Source organism: Anaerococcus lactolyticus S7-1-13 (genome assembly GCF_000758765.1).
Lineage (GTDB): Bacteria > Bacillota > Clostridia > Tissierellales > Peptoniphilaceae > Anaerococcus > Anaerococcus lactolyticus.
On sequence record NZ_JRMW01000038.1, the window covers coordinates 101,773 to 120,568 of the forward strand.

22 protein-coding genes, 2 tRNA genes and 1 riboswitch are annotated in these 18,796 nt (G+C 34.4%); of the genes, 3 read left to right on the forward strand and 21 right to left on the reverse strand.

The genetic code is table 11. The annotated features are described in order from the left end of the window. Positions 1-50 precede the first annotated feature (50 nt). From rpmF to thiD, 13 genes are all read right to left on the reverse strand, one after another. A complete protein-coding gene (gene rpmF, locus HMPREF1630_RS06795) occupies positions 51-230 on the reverse strand; it encodes a 50S ribosomal protein L32 (RefSeq protein WP_004830014.1) in 180 nt (59 codons plus the stop codon). A gap of 64 nt (positions 231-294) precedes the next feature. After that, positions 295-1,488, reverse strand: a complete 1,194-nt coding sequence (locus HMPREF1630_RS06800; RefSeq protein WP_037328296.1) for an acetate/propionate family kinase — start codon at positions 1,486-1,488, stop codon at positions 295-297. A gap of 64 nt (positions 1,489-1,552) precedes the next feature. Beyond that, positions 1,553-1,954, reverse strand: coding sequence for a hypothetical protein (locus HMPREF1630_RS06805; RefSeq protein WP_037328298.1), 402 nt, complete (start codon positions 1,952-1,954; stop codon positions 1,553-1,555). After that, the gene (locus HMPREF1630_RS06810; protein WP_037328300.1) at positions 1,951-2,421 is read right to left on the reverse strand and encodes a PilW family protein; all 471 of its coding nucleotides are present in this window, start codon (positions 2,419-2,421) and stop codon (positions 1,951-1,953) included. Before HMPREF1630_RS06810 ends, HMPREF1630_RS06805 begins: the two co-directional genes overlap by 4 nt. Beyond that, entirely contained in the window at positions 2,418-2,750 is a 333-nt protein-coding gene (locus tag HMPREF1630_RS06815) for a type II secretion system protein (RefSeq protein WP_037328302.1), read from the reverse strand. Before HMPREF1630_RS06815 ends, HMPREF1630_RS06810 begins: the two co-directional genes overlap by 4 nt. Next, complete coding sequence (locus HMPREF1630_RS06820; protein ID WP_037328304.1) at positions 2,737-3,159, reverse strand: prepilin-type N-terminal cleavage/methylation domain-containing protein; 423 nt, start codon at positions 3,157-3,159, stop codon at positions 2,737-2,739. Before HMPREF1630_RS06820 ends, HMPREF1630_RS06815 begins: the two co-directional genes overlap by 14 nt. Further along, entirely contained in the window at positions 3,156-3,845 is a 690-nt protein-coding gene (locus tag HMPREF1630_RS06825; RefSeq protein ID WP_156095815.1) for a prepilin peptidase, read from the reverse strand. Before HMPREF1630_RS06825 ends, HMPREF1630_RS06820 begins: the two co-directional genes overlap by 4 nt. A 61-nt stretch (positions 3,846-3,906) precedes the next feature. Beyond that, positions 3,907-4,278 carry a pilin gene (locus tag HMPREF1630_RS09725; protein ID WP_037328306.1) on the reverse strand — a complete coding sequence of 124 codons (372 nt, stop codon included), beginning with the start codon at positions 4,276-4,278 and terminating at the stop codon, positions 3,907-3,909. Position 4,279: 1 nt separating this feature from the next. Further along, complete coding sequence (locus tag HMPREF1630_RS06835) at positions 4,280-5,344, reverse strand: type II secretion system F family protein (RefSeq protein WP_052039402.1); 1,065 nt, start codon at positions 5,342-5,344, stop codon at positions 4,280-4,282. Between the two features lie 36 nt (positions 5,345-5,380). Continuing rightward, complete coding sequence (gene frr / locus HMPREF1630_RS06840; RefSeq protein ID WP_004829999.1) at positions 5,381-5,941, reverse strand: ribosome recycling factor; 561 nt, start codon at positions 5,939-5,941, stop codon at positions 5,381-5,383. Between the two features lies 1 nt (position 5,942). After that, positions 5,943-6,656 (reverse strand): UMP kinase, encoded by a 714-nt coding sequence (gene pyrH, locus HMPREF1630_RS06845; protein WP_037328310.1) that lies wholly within the window; start codon positions 6,654-6,656, stop codon positions 5,943-5,945. An 86-nt stretch (positions 6,657-6,742) separates the two neighbouring features. Then, entirely contained in the window at positions 6,743-8,131 is a 1,389-nt protein-coding gene (locus tag HMPREF1630_RS06850; RefSeq protein WP_037328312.1) for an MATE family efflux transporter, read from the reverse strand. A gap of 156 nt (positions 8,132-8,287) precedes the next feature. After that, positions 8,288-9,073 (reverse strand): bifunctional hydroxymethylpyrimidine kinase/phosphomethylpyrimidine kinase, encoded by a 786-nt coding sequence (gene thiD / locus HMPREF1630_RS06855; RefSeq protein WP_037328374.1) that lies wholly within the window; start codon positions 9,071-9,073, stop codon positions 8,288-8,290. Positions 9,074-9,140: 67 nt separating this feature from the next. Then, positions 9,141-9,239, reverse strand: a riboswitch (TPP riboswitch). Positions 9,240-9,587: 348 nt separating this feature from the next. On the opposite strand from thiD, the gene HMPREF1630_RS06860 reads away from it, so the two are divergent. After that, a complete protein-coding gene (locus tag HMPREF1630_RS06860; protein WP_037328314.1) occupies positions 9,588-10,037 on the forward strand; it encodes an FxLYD domain-containing protein in 450 nt (149 codons plus the stop codon). Between the two features lie 82 nt (positions 10,038-10,119). Here the strand turns inward: HMPREF1630_RS06860 and HMPREF1630_RS06865 are convergent. Continuing rightward, positions 10,120-10,205: transfer RNA gene (locus HMPREF1630_RS06865), tRNA-Leu, on the reverse strand. A 1-nt stretch (position 10,206) separates the two neighbouring features. Continuing rightward, a tRNA-His gene (locus HMPREF1630_RS06870) sits at positions 10,207-10,283 on the reverse strand. 318 nt (positions 10,284-10,601) lie between these two features. Between HMPREF1630_RS06870 and HMPREF1630_RS06875 the strand changes: the two genes are divergently transcribed. Next, positions 10,602-11,207: a regulatory protein RecX gene (locus tag HMPREF1630_RS06875; protein WP_037328316.1), complete on the forward strand. Its 606-nt coding sequence runs from the start codon at positions 10,602-10,604 to the stop codon at positions 11,205-11,207. Further along, positions 11,207-11,461, forward strand: a complete 255-nt coding sequence (locus tag HMPREF1630_RS06880) for a GIY-YIG nuclease family protein (protein ID WP_037328318.1) — start codon at positions 11,207-11,209, stop codon at positions 11,459-11,461. Before HMPREF1630_RS06875 ends, HMPREF1630_RS06880 begins: the two co-directional genes overlap by 1 nt. On the opposite strand, the gene HMPREF1630_RS06885 is transcribed toward HMPREF1630_RS06880, so the two are convergent. The 6 genes from HMPREF1630_RS06885 to mreB are packed head-to-tail and all read right to left on the reverse strand — an operon-like array spanning position 11,450 to position 18,792. Next, complete coding sequence (locus HMPREF1630_RS06885; RefSeq protein ID WP_037328320.1) at positions 11,450-12,376, reverse strand: ribonuclease E/G; 927 nt, start codon at positions 12,374-12,376, stop codon at positions 11,450-11,452. The two genes, HMPREF1630_RS06880 and HMPREF1630_RS06885, sit on opposite strands and share 12 nt — an antisense overlap. Further along, positions 12,373-12,996, reverse strand: a complete 624-nt coding sequence (locus tag HMPREF1630_RS06890; protein ID WP_004829975.1) for a P-loop NTPase family protein — start codon at positions 12,994-12,996, stop codon at positions 12,373-12,375. The genes HMPREF1630_RS06885 and HMPREF1630_RS06890 overlap by 4 nt, the downstream gene beginning before the upstream one ends. 12 nt (positions 12,997-13,008) lie before the next feature. Next, positions 13,009-16,380, reverse strand: a complete 3,372-nt coding sequence (locus tag HMPREF1630_RS06895; RefSeq protein WP_037328322.1) for a penicillin-binding transpeptidase domain-containing protein — start codon at positions 16,378-16,380, stop codon at positions 13,009-13,011. An 8-nt stretch (positions 16,381-16,388) separates the two neighbouring features. Further along, on the reverse strand, positions 16,389-16,880 hold the full coding sequence (mreD, locus tag HMPREF1630_RS06900; RefSeq protein WP_037328324.1) for a rod shape-determining protein MreD: 492 nt from the start codon (positions 16,878-16,880) through the stop codon (positions 16,389-16,391). Continuing rightward, positions 16,873-17,775, reverse strand: coding sequence for a rod shape-determining protein MreC (mreC, locus tag HMPREF1630_RS06905; protein WP_037328326.1), 903 nt, complete (start codon positions 17,773-17,775; stop codon positions 16,873-16,875). Before mreC ends, mreD begins: the two co-directional genes overlap by 8 nt. Before the next feature lie 6 nt (positions 17,776-17,781). After that, complete coding sequence (mreB, locus tag HMPREF1630_RS06910) at positions 17,782-18,792, reverse strand: rod shape-determining protein (RefSeq protein WP_037328328.1); 1,011 nt, start codon at positions 18,790-18,792, stop codon at positions 17,782-17,784. Between the last annotated feature and the right edge of the window lie 4 nt (positions 18,793-18,796).

An 18,796-nucleotide genomic window follows, 5' to 3' on the forward strand; every position in this document is an offset into this window, starting at 1 on the left:
TTTCCATAAAAAAAGAGCCTGTTGCTAGGCAACAAACTCCCTTTTAATAACTATTGTTCATCAATTACTGCTACGCCTTTGTATTCCCCACAGGATGGGCAAACTCTGTGTGGTAATTTCATTTCGTGGCAATTTGGACACTCAACATAGTTTGATCTGTTCAAAGTATAAGCTGAGGCTCTTCTTTTATTTTTTCTTGTTTTTGATGTTCTTCTTTTTGGTACTGCCATCTATGACACCTCCTCTTATCAGTTTTAGCAATCTTTAATATTATATAAGCTATCTAGATTATTGTCAAGCTTCTACAAGAGATTTTGTATCTCTAGCTATCATTAATTCTTCGTTTGTAGCTATAACCATTACTTTTACTTTTGAATCATCGGTAGAAACAACATGGCAACCACCACGAACATTGTTCTTTTCTGGGTCAATTTTAATACCAAATTGCTCAAAACCAGCCATGATGTCTTCTCTAATTTTTATTGAGTTTTCACCGATACCGCCTGTAAATACTATAGCATCACATGAACCAATTTCTGCCATATAGCCTGCTATATATCTCTTTACTCTGGTTACAAACATATCTAGGGCTGCTTGGGCTCTGTCGTTTCCTTCCTTAGCTGCACTTTCTAGGTCTCTAAAGTCGCTAGAAACGCCAGATACACCGAACACACCAGATTTTTTATTTAGAACATTTTCCATTTCTTCTGGAGATAAGTTATCTTTTCTCATTATATAAGTTACAGCTGAAGGGTCTATATCACCGCTTCTTGTACCCATTACAAGGCCTTCAAGTGGAGTAAGTCCCATTGATGTGTCGTATGATTTGCCATTCTTAACTGCACAAATAGATGAGCCATTGCCAAGGTGTGCAGATATAATATTTAAATCCTTAACATCCTTGCCAAGCGCTTCTGCTGTTTTATTAGTAATAAAGTTGTGGCTTGTACCGTGGAAACCGTATTTTCTAATAGCGTCTTCTTCGTAATATTTATAGTCTATACCATATAGGAAAGTTCTTTTTGGCATAGTTTGGTGGAAGGCTGTATCAAATACTGCCACGTTTTTAACATTTGGAAGTAATTTTTCACAAGCTTCTAGACCCATAAGGTTGGCTGGATTGTGAAGTGGGGCAAATTTTTGATATTCTACTATAGCAGCCCTAACTTCTTTATCGATAAGAGCTGATTTTGTAATTTTTTCTCCACCATGGACAACCCTATGACCTACTGCATCTATTTCACTAAGGTCAGCTATAACTCCATGATCCTTATCTACTAAGGCATCAAAAACATGAGAAACTGCTTCTGTATGGTCTTTCATGTTTTCTTCGATTATATATTTATCATCGCCTTTTTCTTGGATAAGTTTGGAACCTTCTATTCCGATTCTTTCTACAAGACCCTTTACCATTACTTCTTCATTATCCATATCAAATAATTGATATTTAAGTGATGATGAACCACAGTTAATTACTAATACTTTCATTTTTCCTCCAATTTTATATCTCTTTTTCTATACTCATTATACCTTAATTGATTTTTTGGCAATATTAATAGATCTTCTTATAGATGATTTTTATCTTATTTGCTTCATCAAGCTTATAGGCTATAGTTGCCTTGGCAGTGACGTTTTTATATAATGATGTTACGATTAATACTTTTGCCCCCTTGGCTTCCTTAACTAAATTTTTAGCCTCTTCTATCCTCACCCTGATTTCAGATTTTGGTTTTAGACTTTCTAGTAAATCATCAATATTTAGTTTATCATCCAAGGTTTTTTCTTCTATAATTATATTTAGGAAGGACTCTGCCTCATACATAGCCTCTTTTTTGGCGTACATACTTTTTGCCACATCATAATTAGTTTCATTTTCCTTATAGATAAAGCCAATTGTTAAACCACATACTAAAAGAATTAATAGCACATATATACTTATGAATGCTTTTTTCATTGCTTATCCCCCACATAGATTGCAGTTTCAAATTTATAAGTACCTTTTCTACTTGTAAGCTTAACTTTTATTATCTTACTTGTTGGGTCATAGTCTAAATCTATTATTCCACATTCGCAGATACGGATAGGCTTACCAGGTGAACTGACTAGGGCATTAGCCCTATTGATATATAAAAATCCATCACTGGTATAAAAATAATAACTAGAAACAGGATTACCATAGCCAATAATATAACCTGTAAAATTACTATTAAAATGTCGTTTGGCTTCTATCTTGTGGCTCATCCTTATTGTTTTGTCTATATAGGCCATGGCAGTGTAGGCTTCTTTATATTCATTTTCGTCTTTATAAGACTTATTTAAAATATTTATATTAAAGGAAAAAAAGTTTGACAATACCAAGACCAAAAAAGAAATGATGGCAAGGCTAATTATAAGCTCAATTAAGCTAAATCCCTTCTTCATTTATCAGCCTCTATCAATTCGAAAAACTTTCCCCCATAGCTTGCCCTAATCTTTTTGTAAGTGGATTTAAGTGAAGGGTCTTGGAAATTTTTTACACTTATTTCTACGTTTTTTCCGTTAATTTCTTCAGTATAGGTGCCAATAGACTTATCCCTACTAAGTTCTATTGCTTCTTGAAGGATAAAAGTAGTATCCGCTAAGTCCTTTATTTGATGAGACTGGCTAAGGTTTGTCATAGTCGCCGGACCTAAAAATAAGGCTATCATACTCAAAAGTACGATAGCAAAGATGACTTCTATTAAGCTAAAGGCTGGTCTAGTCTTTTTCACTTAGGTAACCTCCTACTGCTTCAATGGTGAAATGCCACTTGATATTAGGATCTTTTTTTGAAATAAAAACCAGGTTATGGTCTTCTTTGGTTTTCTCAAGATTAACATAGCCATTTGAACGAAACTCTATCTTACTTACATTTAAAGATTCTATATATTTAAGATCCCTATCTTTCTTTTTATTAAAATCAATCTCGTAGCCATCACTTGTAAATCTGATACAATGCCTGCTACCTGTAGATAGGGCCAGAGCCCTCAAATAAGAATAGTCATCAACAAAAGTCCTAATCTCATTTCTTGCTCCTATCTTATCTACTATAGAAAATTTTAAGATAGAAACTCCAAAGCCTATTGATATTATAGCTAGGACGATAATTAATTCTATTAGAGTAAAACCATTTCTTTTCATAAATAATCCCTAAATACTAAAATTAAAAAAAATGCCAAGGAAATAGCTGGGCATAAGGCAATAGTACCTTTAAGAGACCTGAGTCTTATTGCCTTTGCTATGGCAAAAGCTGCACCAATCCATATAGAAAATAGGACTAGGAGGGGAATTTGAGAATTTTCCAAAAAGAAGATCAAGCCCAAGTAAAAAAATAAGTCGCCATCACCCAGGCCTCCTTTGGAAATAACCATAAGTAGCTTAAATCCTATAACAAAAATTAGGCAGGATAAAATGAACTTAAGGTCTATACCATAAACCAAAAACCTATAAATAAATCCCAAGCCTATAAGGACCTTTAAGTCGGTATCATAAATTTCCAAAAATTTATAATCAGTAACAGATATTAAAAGACAAAGCAAAAGGACAGCTGACAAGTAGGTCCCTTCAATAAGCCCGTAGGTTTTGAATGTAAAAACAAAGACAAGGCCCCCTATGATTTCCACAAGGACCTTGTCTATTGAAATTATTTGCCCACAGCACCTGGTTTTGCCTCTTAAAAACAGGAAAGAAAATACAGGTACTAGGTCTCTTTTGAGGATTTTTTTGCCACAATAATCGCAAAAACTTGGTGGGCTTATGATTGATATTCCTTTTTCTCGCCTATAAACCAAGGCTGATATGAACGATCCAAAGCAAGAGCCTAACATAAATATTAAAAAATATATTATATAAATGTCCAAACTAATTATCCTTATTAATTACAAAATCTTAATTACCCTTGACTTTTTCATCTGGAGTAATTGTAAGCTTATTACCCTCTTTTACATAAACTACTTTATATTCCTTGTATTCTTTACCATCCTTGTCTTTTAGCACTAAACCATTTGGAATGTCAGGCCATTTTTCAATATAAGTCTCTCCATCATGACTATCCTTAGTCCAGGTAAAACCATCATCCTTTTCCAAAATCTTCATCCTAGCAGCTGACTTTAACATCTCCACATTTGCCTTGTGAGCTGTTTCTGCAGCTTGTAATCTCGATTTATTATATTTAGGAATAGCTATAGCTGCCAAAATCCCCAATATGGCTATTACTATTATTAACTCAATTAGGGTAAAGCCCTTCCTTTTCTTTTTCATGTCAACCTCCTCTCAATCCATTTATAGAATCAAACATCGGTATAGATACCGAAAACACAACAAAAGCTACTAATAAACCCATAATTATAATCAATACAGGTTCGGCTAGTCCTGCAAGCTTTTTTATTTTAAAAATATACTCATTGGCAAAATATTCATTCGCCTTTTTCATACTTTCATCAAGACTTGATGTTTCAGTGCCAATATCTACCATCGAAATTAATAGAGGCGAAAATATTTCTGCTTTTCTGAAGGCTGAACTTAAACTTTCTCCCTTATTCACCATGTACTTGATACCTTTAAGAGTTTCCTTGACATAGGTATTTTTGAAAGATTCTGCTAAAATATCAAATGAATTAATTGTATCTATGTCGCCTCTTCTTAAGATATAGTAAATTGATGTAAGCTGGTATTCAACCCTCAACCTGTTTAGGTCTCTTAGGGGCCATAATCTAAAAATGTACCTATCTATCTCAACTCTTTTCTTATAGTCTGTCCTAAGAAATAAATATATTAAGGCTAGTAAAAAAATAAAAAGCAAAATCAATATGTAATTTTCAGAAAAAAATGATGACACAAATAACAAAATCCTTGTCGGAAGTGGCAGGATCATCTCTGACTCATCAAAAATTTCAATAAAACTTGGCATGACAAATTTGATAAGAGCAATTATCACGAGGATACTTACAACTAAAACTAAGATTGGATAGGTCATAGCCTGTTTTACTGTTGATTTGTTCTTACTTTCTTCAAATATAAAATCGGATAGGTCTCTTAAAATTTTGCCCAGGTAGCCTGTCTTTGTTCCTGTTTTGATAAATGCTAGGACTAGGGGCGAAAAATACTCGTTTGCCAAACAAAAAGATTCATAAGGATCAAGTCCCTTTTTTAGGCCTGCGATTACTAGGCTTATCGCTTTTATAACTTTCTTATCAGTTCCTTGTTGATTTATTATATTTAAACTATCGTATAAACTTATGCCTGAATTTAAAAGCAAGGATAGTTGCTTTAGAAATAAGGACATAGTCCTAGAATCTATCTTCTTAGGTCCTATGTCCTTTTTCAAAATACTAACTATCCTATTGTAATAATCCCTATTCAATTATACATTCATTAATTCTTTGTTCTTTTTCTCTGTCATTTCTTCTATAGTCTTTATAAACTTATCGGTAACCTTTTGGATTTCATCTTCAAGTTTATACCTATCGTCTTCAGTTATATCTCCAGATTTTTCTGATTTTTTAACCTCATCCATAGAATCACGTCTGACATTTCTTACAACTATCTTAGCATCTTCGGCATAAGTATTTACTTCTTTTGTGTATTCTTTTCTTCTATCTTCTGTAAGAGCAGGAAATGGAAGTCTTATGATTTCACCATCGTTTCCTGGTGTAATACCTATATTTGATTTAAGGATGGCTTTTTCTATAGGTCCAATATTGTTCTTATCCCATGGTTTTATTACAAGGAGTCTGGCTTCAGGAATTGAAACTGTTGCAGCTTGGTTGATTGGTGTTTCTGTACCATAGTATGAGAAGGTAATACCATCAAGTATAGCCTCTGTAGCCCTGCCTGCTTTGATTGTAGCTATTCTTTTTTCAAAAGAATCTACAGTTTTTTGCATCCCAACTTCTGTTTCTTTTTTTATTTGTTCATATAACATATTAAAAACTCTCCTTTACTCTTGTTCCAAGATTTTCTTTTTCAAATACTCTGACCATATTTGCTGGATCGTCTATTCCAAAAACAATCAATGGCATATCATTGTCCATACAAAGGGATGTGGCTGTTGTATCCATTATCTTTAATTCCTTTTGAAGGATTTCTTTGTAGGTTAGTTTGTCAAATTTTTTGGCATCGTCAAATAAATTTGGGTCCTTATCGTAAATTCCGTCTGTACCTGTCTTGCCAAGTAAGATTACGTCAGCACCAATTTCTAATGCCCTAAGGCTTGCTGTTGTATCAGTTGAGAAATATGGAAGGCCAGTTCCTGCTGAAAAGATAACAACCCTGCCCTTTTCAAGATGCCTTATAGCCCTTCTTCTGATATATGGCTCAGCAACTTCCTTCATAGAAATTGCAGTCATAAGCCTTGTGTCAAGTCCAATTTCTTCAAGAGTTCCTTGGACCCTAAGACCATTCATGACAGTGCCAAGCATGCCAATATTATCTGAACTTGCCCTATCTATATTTGTGCCTGACCTTCCTCTCCAGAAATTGCCCCCACCAACTACTATGGCGACTTCAATGCCTTTTTCTGTAAGAATTTTGATATTCTGACAAATTTTATCTATCATTTCATCATCAAATCCAAATCCTGTCTTGCCAGAAAGGGCTTCACCACTAAGTTTTAATATAATTCTTTTAATATCCTGCAAAACATTCCTCCTATTAATACTAATTATAACCTAAAAATGATAACATTTGCAAGTCTTTATCTTTTTATATATTTTTATAAATAAATTTAAAATGATCCACGTATCCAATTTCCTCTTAGGTAAATAATGTGGGCTATTATGCTTATCATTACATTGGAAACTGCCATAGCAATCCAAATACCAGTTGCCCCTAGGTTGGTGAAATACTTAAAGAAGAATAATAAAGGAATCCTTATTACCCAAAGCCTTAAGACATCTATAAACATCGAATATTTTGAATTGCCAGAGCCTTGAAATAATCCCTGGTAAATAAAGAACATATCTAACATTAGTAGAGTGATTAAGGTGTAGTACATATAAGAATTAGCTTCTACCATAAGCTTTGAATCTAGGGGTGCATCTATGAAAAATTGAAGAATCTCGTACCTATAGATAAAGCTTACTATGGCAATTAAAATTGACATTACTATTACTACAAAAGAGGCTTTTTTGAAAGTCTCCTTGGCTCTTTCCACATTTCCACTCCCAATGTTTTGACCGATGATACTGGTTATAGCAGAGCCTACTCCAGCTGGTGGGATATTTAACAGACCTGTAATCCTGTTAACCATACCATAAGCGGCAACTGTATCTGTGCCGTAGGACTGGATGAAAGAATTTAAGATAATAAAACCTGTTGCTGTTCCCATTTGTCCAATTACTGCTGGTGTTGCTATGGTATATATTTTCTTTACTATGTGCTTATCCCATCTTATGTAAAAAAGTGATTCATAATTTAATTTTATTAGATCCTTGTTAACCCTTAGGTGGGTAAAGCCTAAGAAGCACATCAAAGCCTGAGTCAAAACCGTTGCAATAGCAGCTCCCTTGACACCAAGACCTAGGCCAGTAAAGCCAAAAATCGGCACTGTGTCAAAAATAAAAAATGGATTTAAAACCATGTTTAAGATTACACAAGTAGTGCTTATTATGGTTGGGATTGTGTTTTTGCCCTGGGCTTGAAAAACTGCAGCATAAATAAAATACAAAAATATAAAAGGGATTCCAAAGTAGGAATATTTTAAGTAGTCAACAGAATATATGTACAAGTCGCCACTTGCTCCCATCATGCCTACAATAAGCTCAGCTGTGAAATATCCCACAATCATAAAAACTAGGGAAAATAAGAGCGACATGTTTATGATTGTGTCATTGTATTTTTGTGCAAGGTCAATATTATCCATACCAATCAGCTGTGAAATCAAAGAAATTCCCGCGATTGATAGCCCTATACCTATAGAATTAAACAAAAAAATAACTGGCCAAGTAAAGGAAGTTGCCGCAAATTCTGCAGTACCTAACTTACCTAACCAAAAAGCATCGGCTAAGGAATATAGTTGTTGGATAAAGGTATTTAATATTATAGGAATGGAAATTATTGCTATAGCCCTATAGATATTTCCATTTAAAATCAATTCTCTTCGGTCGGTTTTCATAATAGCTCCTTCGCTAAATCTTATAGATATTCTACCATAATTGCAAAAAAAATAATAGTTAGGACTAACTTATTAAAGATTGAATATAAATATTTTTAGCGATAGAAAAAGCCGGAAAATCTCCTTAATCGAGGATGCTTTTCCGACTTAAGTAAATTATTTAAGAATTTTATAATTGTGCATGAGTGGACCAGAGCCCTTTCCCAAGTCTAGACCCGCACTTAAAGCTCCTGTGAGGTAGTCTTTGGCATTTGCTATTGCCTCATCAAGGTCATTTCCCTTAGCAAGATTTGCTGCAATGGCACTTGAAAGAGTGCAACCTGTACCATGGGTATTAGGATTGTTTATTCTTTCAGTCCTATACCACTTAAATTTCCCATCCTTATATAAAAGGTCGTTGGCATCGTTAATTGAATGGCCTCCCTTAAGAAGGACTGCACATGCATATTTTTCACCAATCACCTCTGCTGCCTTAAGCATTTCATCTTCATTTTTAATTTCCATCCCCGAAAGAATTTCACCTTCTGGGATATTTGGTGTGATCACATCTGCAAGAGGAATTAGCCTGTTAATTAAGCTATCCATAGCTTCTTCTTTTAAAAGCTTGGCACCAGAGGTGGCAACCATTACTGGATCAAGAACAATATTTTTTGCATCATATTTTTCTAATGAACGTGCAATAGCTTCAACAATTTCTGGCGAAGAAACCATGCCTATTTTTATGGCGTCTGGGTAAATATCTGTGAAAACGGCATCCATTTGATCTCTTATAAATTCTGGAGTCACATCGACAATACCAGTCACCCCTTGAGTATTTTGTGCAGTTAGGGCAGTAATAACACTCATAGCATAAACCCCATTTACTGTCATAGTCTTAAGGTCAGCCTGGATTCCTGCTCCACCAGATGAATCTGATCCTGCGATTGTTAAACAAGTTTTCATATCATTCATAATTCTCCTCCGTAATAAATTATCCAGAAAAGCAAATAAAAAATGCTAACCCAAGGTTAGCAAAAATAAAAAGACTCCTTACGCCGGCATTATCCGTATCAAGTAAAGGGTCGAAGTCAAACTTCCTCTCAGCCTATTAGCTCCCCTGTTATTTCTATTCTATGGTAAATAGAAGATAGTGTCAACTCTTAATAAATCTTATTGGTAAACTAGGTCTTATTCCTAACATAAAATAGGTTTTCTATTAGATTTATATATAAAAATAGTTGTCGATAAGGCACTTACAAAAGTATTAATAAACAATCAACTTATATTTACCTTATCATAAGATTCATTTCTCTTCTAACTAGCATATATAAAAAAAACAAAACCTAAAAACCCAGCCTTAAAAATAAAAAAATAAAGAATAAATGTTTCCCAAGTAAAGATGCAAGTATAATACAATTGATAATAAATATCAATTACCAAGCCGCAATGCTTAGTATAAAATTTATAGGAGGATACAATGAAAAAAGTACTAATAGTACTCTTGACTGCAGAAATTTTAACTGCGTGTGGTGGAAAGTCAACAACAACAGATAATAAAGTAAAAACTCCTGCTATCGAAGAAAAGGCAGAAAAAACAGAAGAAAAAGCTGTTAAACCTGAAAAAAAAGATAAAGATAAGCTAAAGGAAGAAGCTAAATCTAAGATTGAATTAACAGACCTAGTCGTAAATGATTCTGACATCACACCATATATAACAGGTCTTATAAAAAACAAGACTGATAAAGAAATTGAATTTGTAGAATTAGAATTTGCAGTAAAAGATAAGGCTGGCAACAAAATTGACTCAGCTATAAACACAACCGCCTACCTAAAACCAGGCGAAACAAGAGAATTTGAAGCAATAAGCCTCAGCTTTGAGAAAGAGCAATTCATTGATCTAGAAGATTATGAAGTAGATATTAAATAATTTTTTTCACACTAGGCTTATACCTAGGGTGAAAAATTAGCACAAAAAAGAGCGTTGGTTTCCAACACTCTTTTTTACTTATTGGTGCGGGATAAAGGAGTCGAACCTTCACGAGAAATTCCCACTAGATCCTAAGTCTAGCGCGTCTGCCAATTCCGCCAATCCCGCATGGGGTGAGTAGTGAGATTCGAACTCACGCTCTCCTGGGCCACAACCAGGTGTCGTAACCAACTGGACTATACCCACCACGTGTTGTATCTTCACTATTCATACTGACTATAATAGTATACAACCTATATTTATTTTTGTCAAATCATTTAATGTATAAACCAAGAATTTCTTAAAGAATTCATCTTTAATCTTTCTACTGACAAATAATATAATACCATGATTTTAAAATTAATGCAAATATTCATAGAATTTTCTTTTTTCTCCTTTTATAGTAAAATAAGAAAAGAGGTGAATTATGAAAACAACAAGAAAATTAATATTAAAAATATTTGCTATAGTTATTTCAATAGCCATGGTCGCTCCACTTATATATAATGCAATCTTGTCCATGAAATGATAATCGAAAATATAGAATACTCTGACAAGTACAATTTGATTAGGCTAACCATATCCAAGGAAAGATTTTATGTAGACTATGATCTTTATTACGAAAATGGTTTTGAGCTTGAAAAAGAGATAGATTTTCCGATCTATAAGAAAATCCTTGCCAATGATGAGTTTAATAGGGCTAAAAATTTCGCCCTCAATAAAATTTCTTTTTCACAAAAATCAACCTATGAAATTAGGCAAAAACTTAAGGACCAAAAATTTTCTGCAGATGTTATAGAAAAGATCATTTCCTACCTTGATTCCTATGGATTTTTAGATGATGAAGCCTATGTCAAAGCCTACATAAGGGATAAGGATGAGATTTCTTCTTGGTCTAGGGGTAAGATTAAGTATATGCTTAAACAAAAACATATCGATGAGAACCTCATAGAGGACAACCTCTGCCTTATAAGTAACGAAAGAGAGGCTGAAAAGGCCGGATTTTTTGCAGATAAGAAAATTAAAAATGACTATTCTTATGAAAATAGGGCCAAGGTCTTTAGGCACCTTGCTGGCAAGGGTTTTGATATAGACATCATAAACCTAGTCCTAAACGAAAGATTTTCCTAATGCACTTTGTTTATATTGTAAGGTGTGAAGACGGCAGTCTTTATACTGGCTATACAACCGATGTGAAAGAAAGACTTATAACCCATAATTCAGGTAAGGGCGCTAAATACACAAGGTCAAGGCTACCTGTAAGTCTTGTTTATTATAAAAGAGTTGACAGCAAGTCTATGGGCCTTAGGCTTGAAGCAAGGATAAAAAAACTAACAAAAAAAGAAAAAGAGGATTTAGTAAAAGCATTTAACTTAGAAAAGTAAATTTCTTTTCTCAAGTTTTGCTTTTAAACTATCGCCTCTTCTTTTTATAGAAATTTCAAAAAGACCCATCTGACTAAAGCCAAAGACCTCAGCTTCTAACTTATACCTACTCGCCGCATCATTAAAGGCTTCCCTTAGCTCTTCCTTTCCATCTGATCTTAGAAAATCTATAACGACCATCCCGCCAATATTTCTTAGTTTCAAATTATAAACAATAAAATCAATTAGCTCTAAATTTACATTTAGGAGAAAATCTTTTTTATTTAATTTTGACTTCCTCTTGGCTGTATTGACATCAATCACAGTTAGAGTTTTTAGTTCATCAATTATAATAGAAAGATCCTTATAGCCTAGCTCCGATTTTTTTAATTCTTCCTTAAGATTTGAAAACTCTCTAGAATTTCTAACATCAAAATCCCTTATTTCATAATCCCTATAGGAAGCTAGATAAAAATCTCTGCTTGAATTTTCCACTAGGAGTTTTGGGCTTGGAAAAAATTTCTCTTCATTAATGAGTCTTTCTTTTTCTGCTAAGATTTCCTTATATAGGGTCTCATCTTTTGCCTTGCCTTTTTTAAGTCTAGGTCTTTTTTTAAGCGGATACCTTGTTAGGGTGTAAGCTTCGTTTTCTAGGCTAAAATTCTCACTAGCAAGCCCCAGTTTGCCATTAGCAGGCTCTCTCACATATTGAATAATGACGTTATCGCCAATATTATAAGCTAGAGTTGATTTTAAGAACAATGATTCATTTTCAGAAATTTTAACAAAATAAGCCTTAAGACTATCAATCTTATTTTCAATCTTGCCCCTATAGATATTATGAAGAAGAGAGTCATAGAAAATAACTTCCATGACTCTCTCGTTTTCTACTCTCATAAGGATTTTTTCTTTTTTATCATCAAAAATTATTTTCACTTTTTGAAAACCCTCATTATTTTTTCAACAAGACCTAAATCCCCTATCGGCTCAGCTTGACCTTTTAATAGGTTATCTATGACTTTTTTAAAATATTCATTCTCCTTTACAAATCCAAGATAAGTTGCTCCCTTGCCAAGAAGTTTTTCTTTGAAAAATCTTGGATCAAAGTCAGCATCGCATCGGTTTATAAAATAATAATCTGCATGAATATCCTTGTCTATATCAGCCTTATCAATTATCTCAATTTTTATAGCATCCTTAATAGTTAAATCAAGGTTGTCTATGATTAAAACATCTGCATCTGCTTCATCAATTAGGCTATAAACGTCATCAATCATGAAATCATACTTGCCTTCAAGGAGAGGCGCTATGATAAAGCCAAGGTTAGCATTCTCATTAACCACAACCCTCTCCAGGTCACAAAGACCTAGGAAGTGATCAGATATATCGTAGCTAACCATACCATCTTTTTTGTAATAATCTTCTATATTTAATTTTTCGCTTCTGAAAAACGATGTAAGCAAAACTTTCTTATCTTCAGAAAGTCTTTCTGCTAAATTTACAGCAAAATCAGTTTTGCCTATATTGTTTTTCCCATTTATTAGATATATTTGCATAATTTCCTCTTACTAACGTCCATGGTTCTGAGTATTACCATTTGTAGATTCGCCTAAATTTTGAATGTCTTTGGCAGTTGCCTCTGCATTAATCATCTCAACATTCAAATCAAAATACCTAGCAATGATATCTCTCATAATCGGAGATGCATTGTAAGATGTATCACCCTGCGTTAATACAATAGAAATAGCTATTTCTGGATTATCATAAGGTGCAAAACCTACCATCCAAGCGTAGGTATCATAGTCTGTTCCATCAGAGTTTTTACCTTCTACTTCCGCAGTACCGGTTTTAATACCAATATCTATAGGTAATTGCTTTAGCATAGCATTATTCTTAGCTACAAGTAATGTACCATACTTAATATCTTCTAGGTATTTTTTATCCTTAATATCTATTCTCTTTTTTTCTGGCACATTTTCAAATAAAACTTCACCAGAGTCGTGGTTTTTGATCTTATTTATTAGGGTGAACTTATTTAAGTAACCACCATTGGTTATGGTTGCTATGGCCCTATTCATCTGGATTGGTGTATAGGAGTTTTGTCCCTGACCAATTACGATATTAAGCATATCGGTTATATCCCAAACTGCCTGGTTAAGATAGGTGTACTTAATTGTATCAGCAAGTCCTGCCCTTTGGCCTTCAGGAATCATAAGCGAATCGTAGCCTCTTTCATCAAAGAAATCAACTATAGCCTTCCTTGACCACTCATTTGGATTGTCTGTAAATTTAACTATATCTGCTATATCTTGCTCGTATTCTGTCCTAGTTTTCTTAACGCCTTCTTTTATAAAGAGGGTAAGATTTTTTTCTAGGTATTCTTTAAGCATGAGTTTTGTAACTTCAACTTTTTTGCCAATTGATGGAACATTTCCCCTGGCTTCTTTTGGAATATTTATCTCTATTCCTGTTTCTTCATCTAGACCCAACATCTCACAAGCAAGTCTAATATCATTTAGCTCAAGCTTTGTTGAAAGAGTATCGCCATCTTCTGGGTTTTCTCCGAGAGCTAGGGTGTAGAAATAATAGTTACATGAATCTCTTATAGCTCCATAGAGGTTTTCTTCTCCATGGGTCATACCACTTTCTGTGTAAACCAAGCAAGAAAATCTCCTGTTTCCTATTTCCATGAAACCATGACAGTAGTTAACTGCTAGAGGGTCTAGGCCTTTTTCAAGAGCTGCTAGGGCTGTGACTAATTTGAAGGTAGAACCAGGCATTACTGCTGTTTGAGTAGCTATATTTAGCATTGGCCTTGGAGCAAGTGGTCCTTCACTTTCTTCAACCTGGAGTGCTTCCCAATCGGAAGTAGAGATTCCTGTAGAAAATAAGTTTGGATCATAGTTAGGATAAGATGCGAGGGCTAATACTTCGCCTGTCTTAACATCAGATACTACTACCGCCCCACTTTCAGCGTGAGGTGCCATTTTAAATGGTCTAAATGTGCCGTACTCTGACTCATAGTAGCCTGTTTCCCTAAGAGCTTCCAGAACACCCTTAAGCGAATCTTCTGCTTGTTTTTGTAGTTTGGCATCAATTGATAGGTAGACATCATCACCTGGCTCTGACTTGGTTTGGGAGATGGTCTCTCTCCTATTTCCAGCTGAGTCAACAGTAACTAAAGACCTACCATTTTTGCCTTTGAGGTTGTCTTGGTAGGATTCTTCTATACCAGTCTTACCAATTATTTCATCCCTCAAATAAGCTCTTTCCTTAACGTATTTATCAACTTCTTCTGGTGTTGCGATTGGTCCCATGTAACCAAGAACATGGCTTGCCAGATTCCTATTCGGATAAGACCTAATAGGTATAGTTTCAACAACAACTCCTGAAGTAGTGTCAATTTTTTCTTCAATTTTTAAAACTGTAGATTCATCTAGGTTGTAGACAATATTTATTGGCCTATAACCAAAAGAACCCTGCCTATTTAGAGTATTGTCAATAGTAAGGATGCCTACAGCTTCAACATCATTATAGGAATCAAGATTGCTTACTTTTTTAAGATATTCTAAAATTTTCTTCCCATCTTTTTCATTCATCAGGATTTCGACAGTTGCCTTAGTAGAATTTGCCCTATCCTTATTCGCATAGTGGGTATAAAAATCTTTTTTATCAATAGTGAAGGTGTATTTCCAATCCTCAGGATCATCTTGAGTAATGTCTATATTAGGATAAATATTATTTCTAGTGTTGGCATTTTGTGCCATATATTTTACATATTCTGATAAGATTAAAGGCTTTATTAATCCATGTTCTTCAGCTAGTCGTGCTAGTTCATCTACAGCCGAACCTGCTTGAGGATTTTTAAACCTTACATCAACCGAATACTGGTTTTTATCATCCTTGCTTTCTGTAATAACTTCAGTTTCAAAGTTAGCATATATGCCCTTGTTTTCAAGTTCTTCTATTAACATATTGGCAGGAATAATGTAGGCTCCCTTATCATCAACCATGGCAGATGTTAAGACATCTTTGATTGTCGCATTTTTTACTATCTCATAAAAATCATCGCTTGCCTTTGAATCAAGAGTAATTTTTTTAAAGACCTTGTGGAGTTTGGCCTTTTTTTCTATTAGGTCCTGGTCACTTTTTATAGAATAAGCATCCATGGCAAGGTCACCCAATAGTTTATTGGCGTCCAAAATCTTATAGGCGAGAATCCTTGCATGTGAATTTTGCAAAATTGATAAGAGTACAGACCTGTCTTCACCGACTGATTCTAGGATTACGTCTATTGGATCGTCGTCCTTTTTGTGACCAATAGAGGCAAGTTTTTTCTCATAATTTTTTTTATATTCTACCTTGAGTTTACCATCCTGTTGGCTTATATGAACTGGCACAACTATCCCCCTTTTCTTTAGAGCAAGGATGGCTGTGTTTAGTGTTTCATATTTGATTCCATCTTCTGAATAGCAAGATAGCAAAAACTCTTCAATCAAATCATTGTCAATTAGCTTATCAACAACTTCTTCGATTGGCATTTGTTTTTTCTTAAAATAATCTTCTTTATTCTTATATTTAAATGTATTTAATTTTATATTGAAATCTTCAGTATAGTTAACCCCATCTTCTTCAAGGATATCTACAAGATCTGCAATTAAATCAATTCTTTTTTCATCCTTCAAGGCCATCAATTCGTCTTTATAGAGTTTGATAGCAAATGATGGGATTGATGTGGCTAGGATTTTGCCATTTCTATCATAGATATTGCCCCTACTGGCAAGCTCGTCAACTTCCTTAACCTTTCTATTATCAGATAGGTCCCTATAATAATCTCCCTTGGAAATCATTACATTAAAAAGTCTAAAGGCTATGACAAGGATGGCGGCTACCACAATTACCTGGATGAAAATTAGTCTATTCTCTTTACTATTTTTCATAAACCCCTCTAAATCCTATAGGTTGGTACATACATTGTTTTTTTGATTAGTTCATAATAGCCTAAGTAGACTACCGAATTAAAGATAGCTTCAACTATAATTTCTAAACCCAAGTAGCCTGTTATAGAATTGAGGCTCTTGCCAAAAACATAATAAATACCATTGACCAATACAAAGTTAAAAAAAGTTGCAAGGATGCACACAATAATACCTGCCTGCTTATCCTTAGAAACTTTTATAAATTCCCCTGAGGATACCACCCCTATTAGGTAGTAAGATAAGGCTCTTACACCGATTAAGCTTGTAAATAGGAGGTCCTCAAATAGACCTACAATAAGGCCCCCAACTCTTCCTGTCTTATTTGGCAGTATTTGTGAAAAGGCAATGGTCACTGGGATTATTATATTTATATTCGCTCCCAGGATATCAATTTTAGAAAAGATTGAGGTTTGTAAAATAAAACTTATAAATAAAATCAAAAAACTCTTAAATTTATTCATAGATTTCTCCCTCCTTTTGCTTTTTCTCCTTTGTTACTGGTCTATCATCTATGGTATAGGTTGAGTCGTGTTTTAATACCAAGACCCTATATAGGTGTGAAAAATCAACTGGTGATTTTATAGTTATATTTTTCCTTAATGAATCCTCGCTCATTGTTACTGTGGATACCCTGCCTATGTAGATACCGTAAGGATAAATTCCTCCCAAGCCACTTGTAAGAAGGATGTCTTTTTCATTAATCTTACTTTCTAGGTCAATCATGTAACCTTGGATGGTGTTTTTATTAAAAATATCTATTACTCCGTAATCGCCTGAGTTTGCATTTACAAAGGATACGTCATTTTTATTTGAATTTATTGTTTCAACCCTGGCTGTTGTTTGGTAAACTTCTGTGACCTTGCCTACAAGGCCTGTATAAAATTTGCTATCTCCAACAGCTTGAAGGATAATATCGTTCTTTTCAATCCCATCAACTGCACCCTTGTCTATATTAAAATGAGTGGTCATGGAATTAACATCTGTATTTATAAGTTTAGCCTTTATATACTTATTGTCGGTTCCCTTAGTTGCCTGGGCTTCTTCTTTTAGAAATTCTTCCCTATTTATAGTAGCAAGAAGTCTTGCATTTTCCATTACAAGAGACCTGTTGTCAGCCTCTAATTTTAGTACTTGTTCTCGGGTTTCCTTAGAACCAATTGTTCTTTCTATCTGCTCAATTATTGCTGATGAGATAGAATATGTCACCCCTTCTATTGGTTTAAAAATAGAATTTGCGAGGTTTGACCCGGTTTTTGATAGGCCTTCTGTTTGACTAGAAATAATTATAAGTAAACTTAGACCTACAACTGTCAAAATGAAAGGCTTTTTATCTTTTTTAACTCTCTTATATGCCATAGTCACCTACTTACGATATTGTAAAAACTTATCCGGATCCTCTAAAATTTGTCCAGCTCCTAAAATAGCATCTTTTGAAGGATCTTCAGAACGATAAGATTTAAGACCGATTTTCTTTTCTATATATTCTGCCAGGCCTGAAAGCTGTGATAGGGATCCGGATAGAGCAAACCCATTTTTCTTTATATCTGAAGAAATTTCTGGTGGGGTCTTTTCTAAGGTTGCCAATACCATTTCGCAAACCTCATCAGCAAAAGGTAGGATACATGAAACTAATTCACTAGATAAGACCTTTACAGTATTAGGCCTTGAATCATTCAAATCCTTGCCATTTACTTCCATCTCGTTATTGCCGTCTTTTACCTTAAGGCTAGCCAGCTTAATCTTTACTTCTTCAGCTGTGTTTTTACCAATTTCTAGGCTCTTCTCTTCCCTAAAATAATCAACAATCTTTTCATCAAGGTAATCTCCACCCTTATTGATTGTAGATGATACTACAATTCCATTTAGGGAAATAACAGCTACCTGACTTGTGCCAGCTCCCATATTTATTAGTAAAATTCCCTTAGGTTCGTTAGGTGCCAAGTTCATACCATAAGCGCAAGCTAAAGACTCATCAACTAAGATTATATCCCTGCTTCCTGCATGGAGGGCTGCATCTTCTACAGCTCTTTTTTGTATGTCTGTGATGCCTGATGGTATAACTATGACAACTCTTGGTTGGATTAGGCTAAAGCCGACATTTACCTTATCAAAAAAGTAATTTAACATGGCCTCTGTAAGGTTAAAGTCAGTTATAACGCCATTTTTAATTGGTTTTACAACTTGAATATCCTCGTGAGTTTTGCCTAGCATGTCCTTGGCTTGTTGACCCACAGCGATAACCTTGGTGTGATTTTCGTCGAGAACCAGGCTTGATGGTTCATTTATTATAAGGCCCTCGCCTTTTTTATATACTAAAATATTGCTAGTGCCAAGGTCTATGGCAAAATCTGTAGCAATCATCTTAAATTTCATCCTA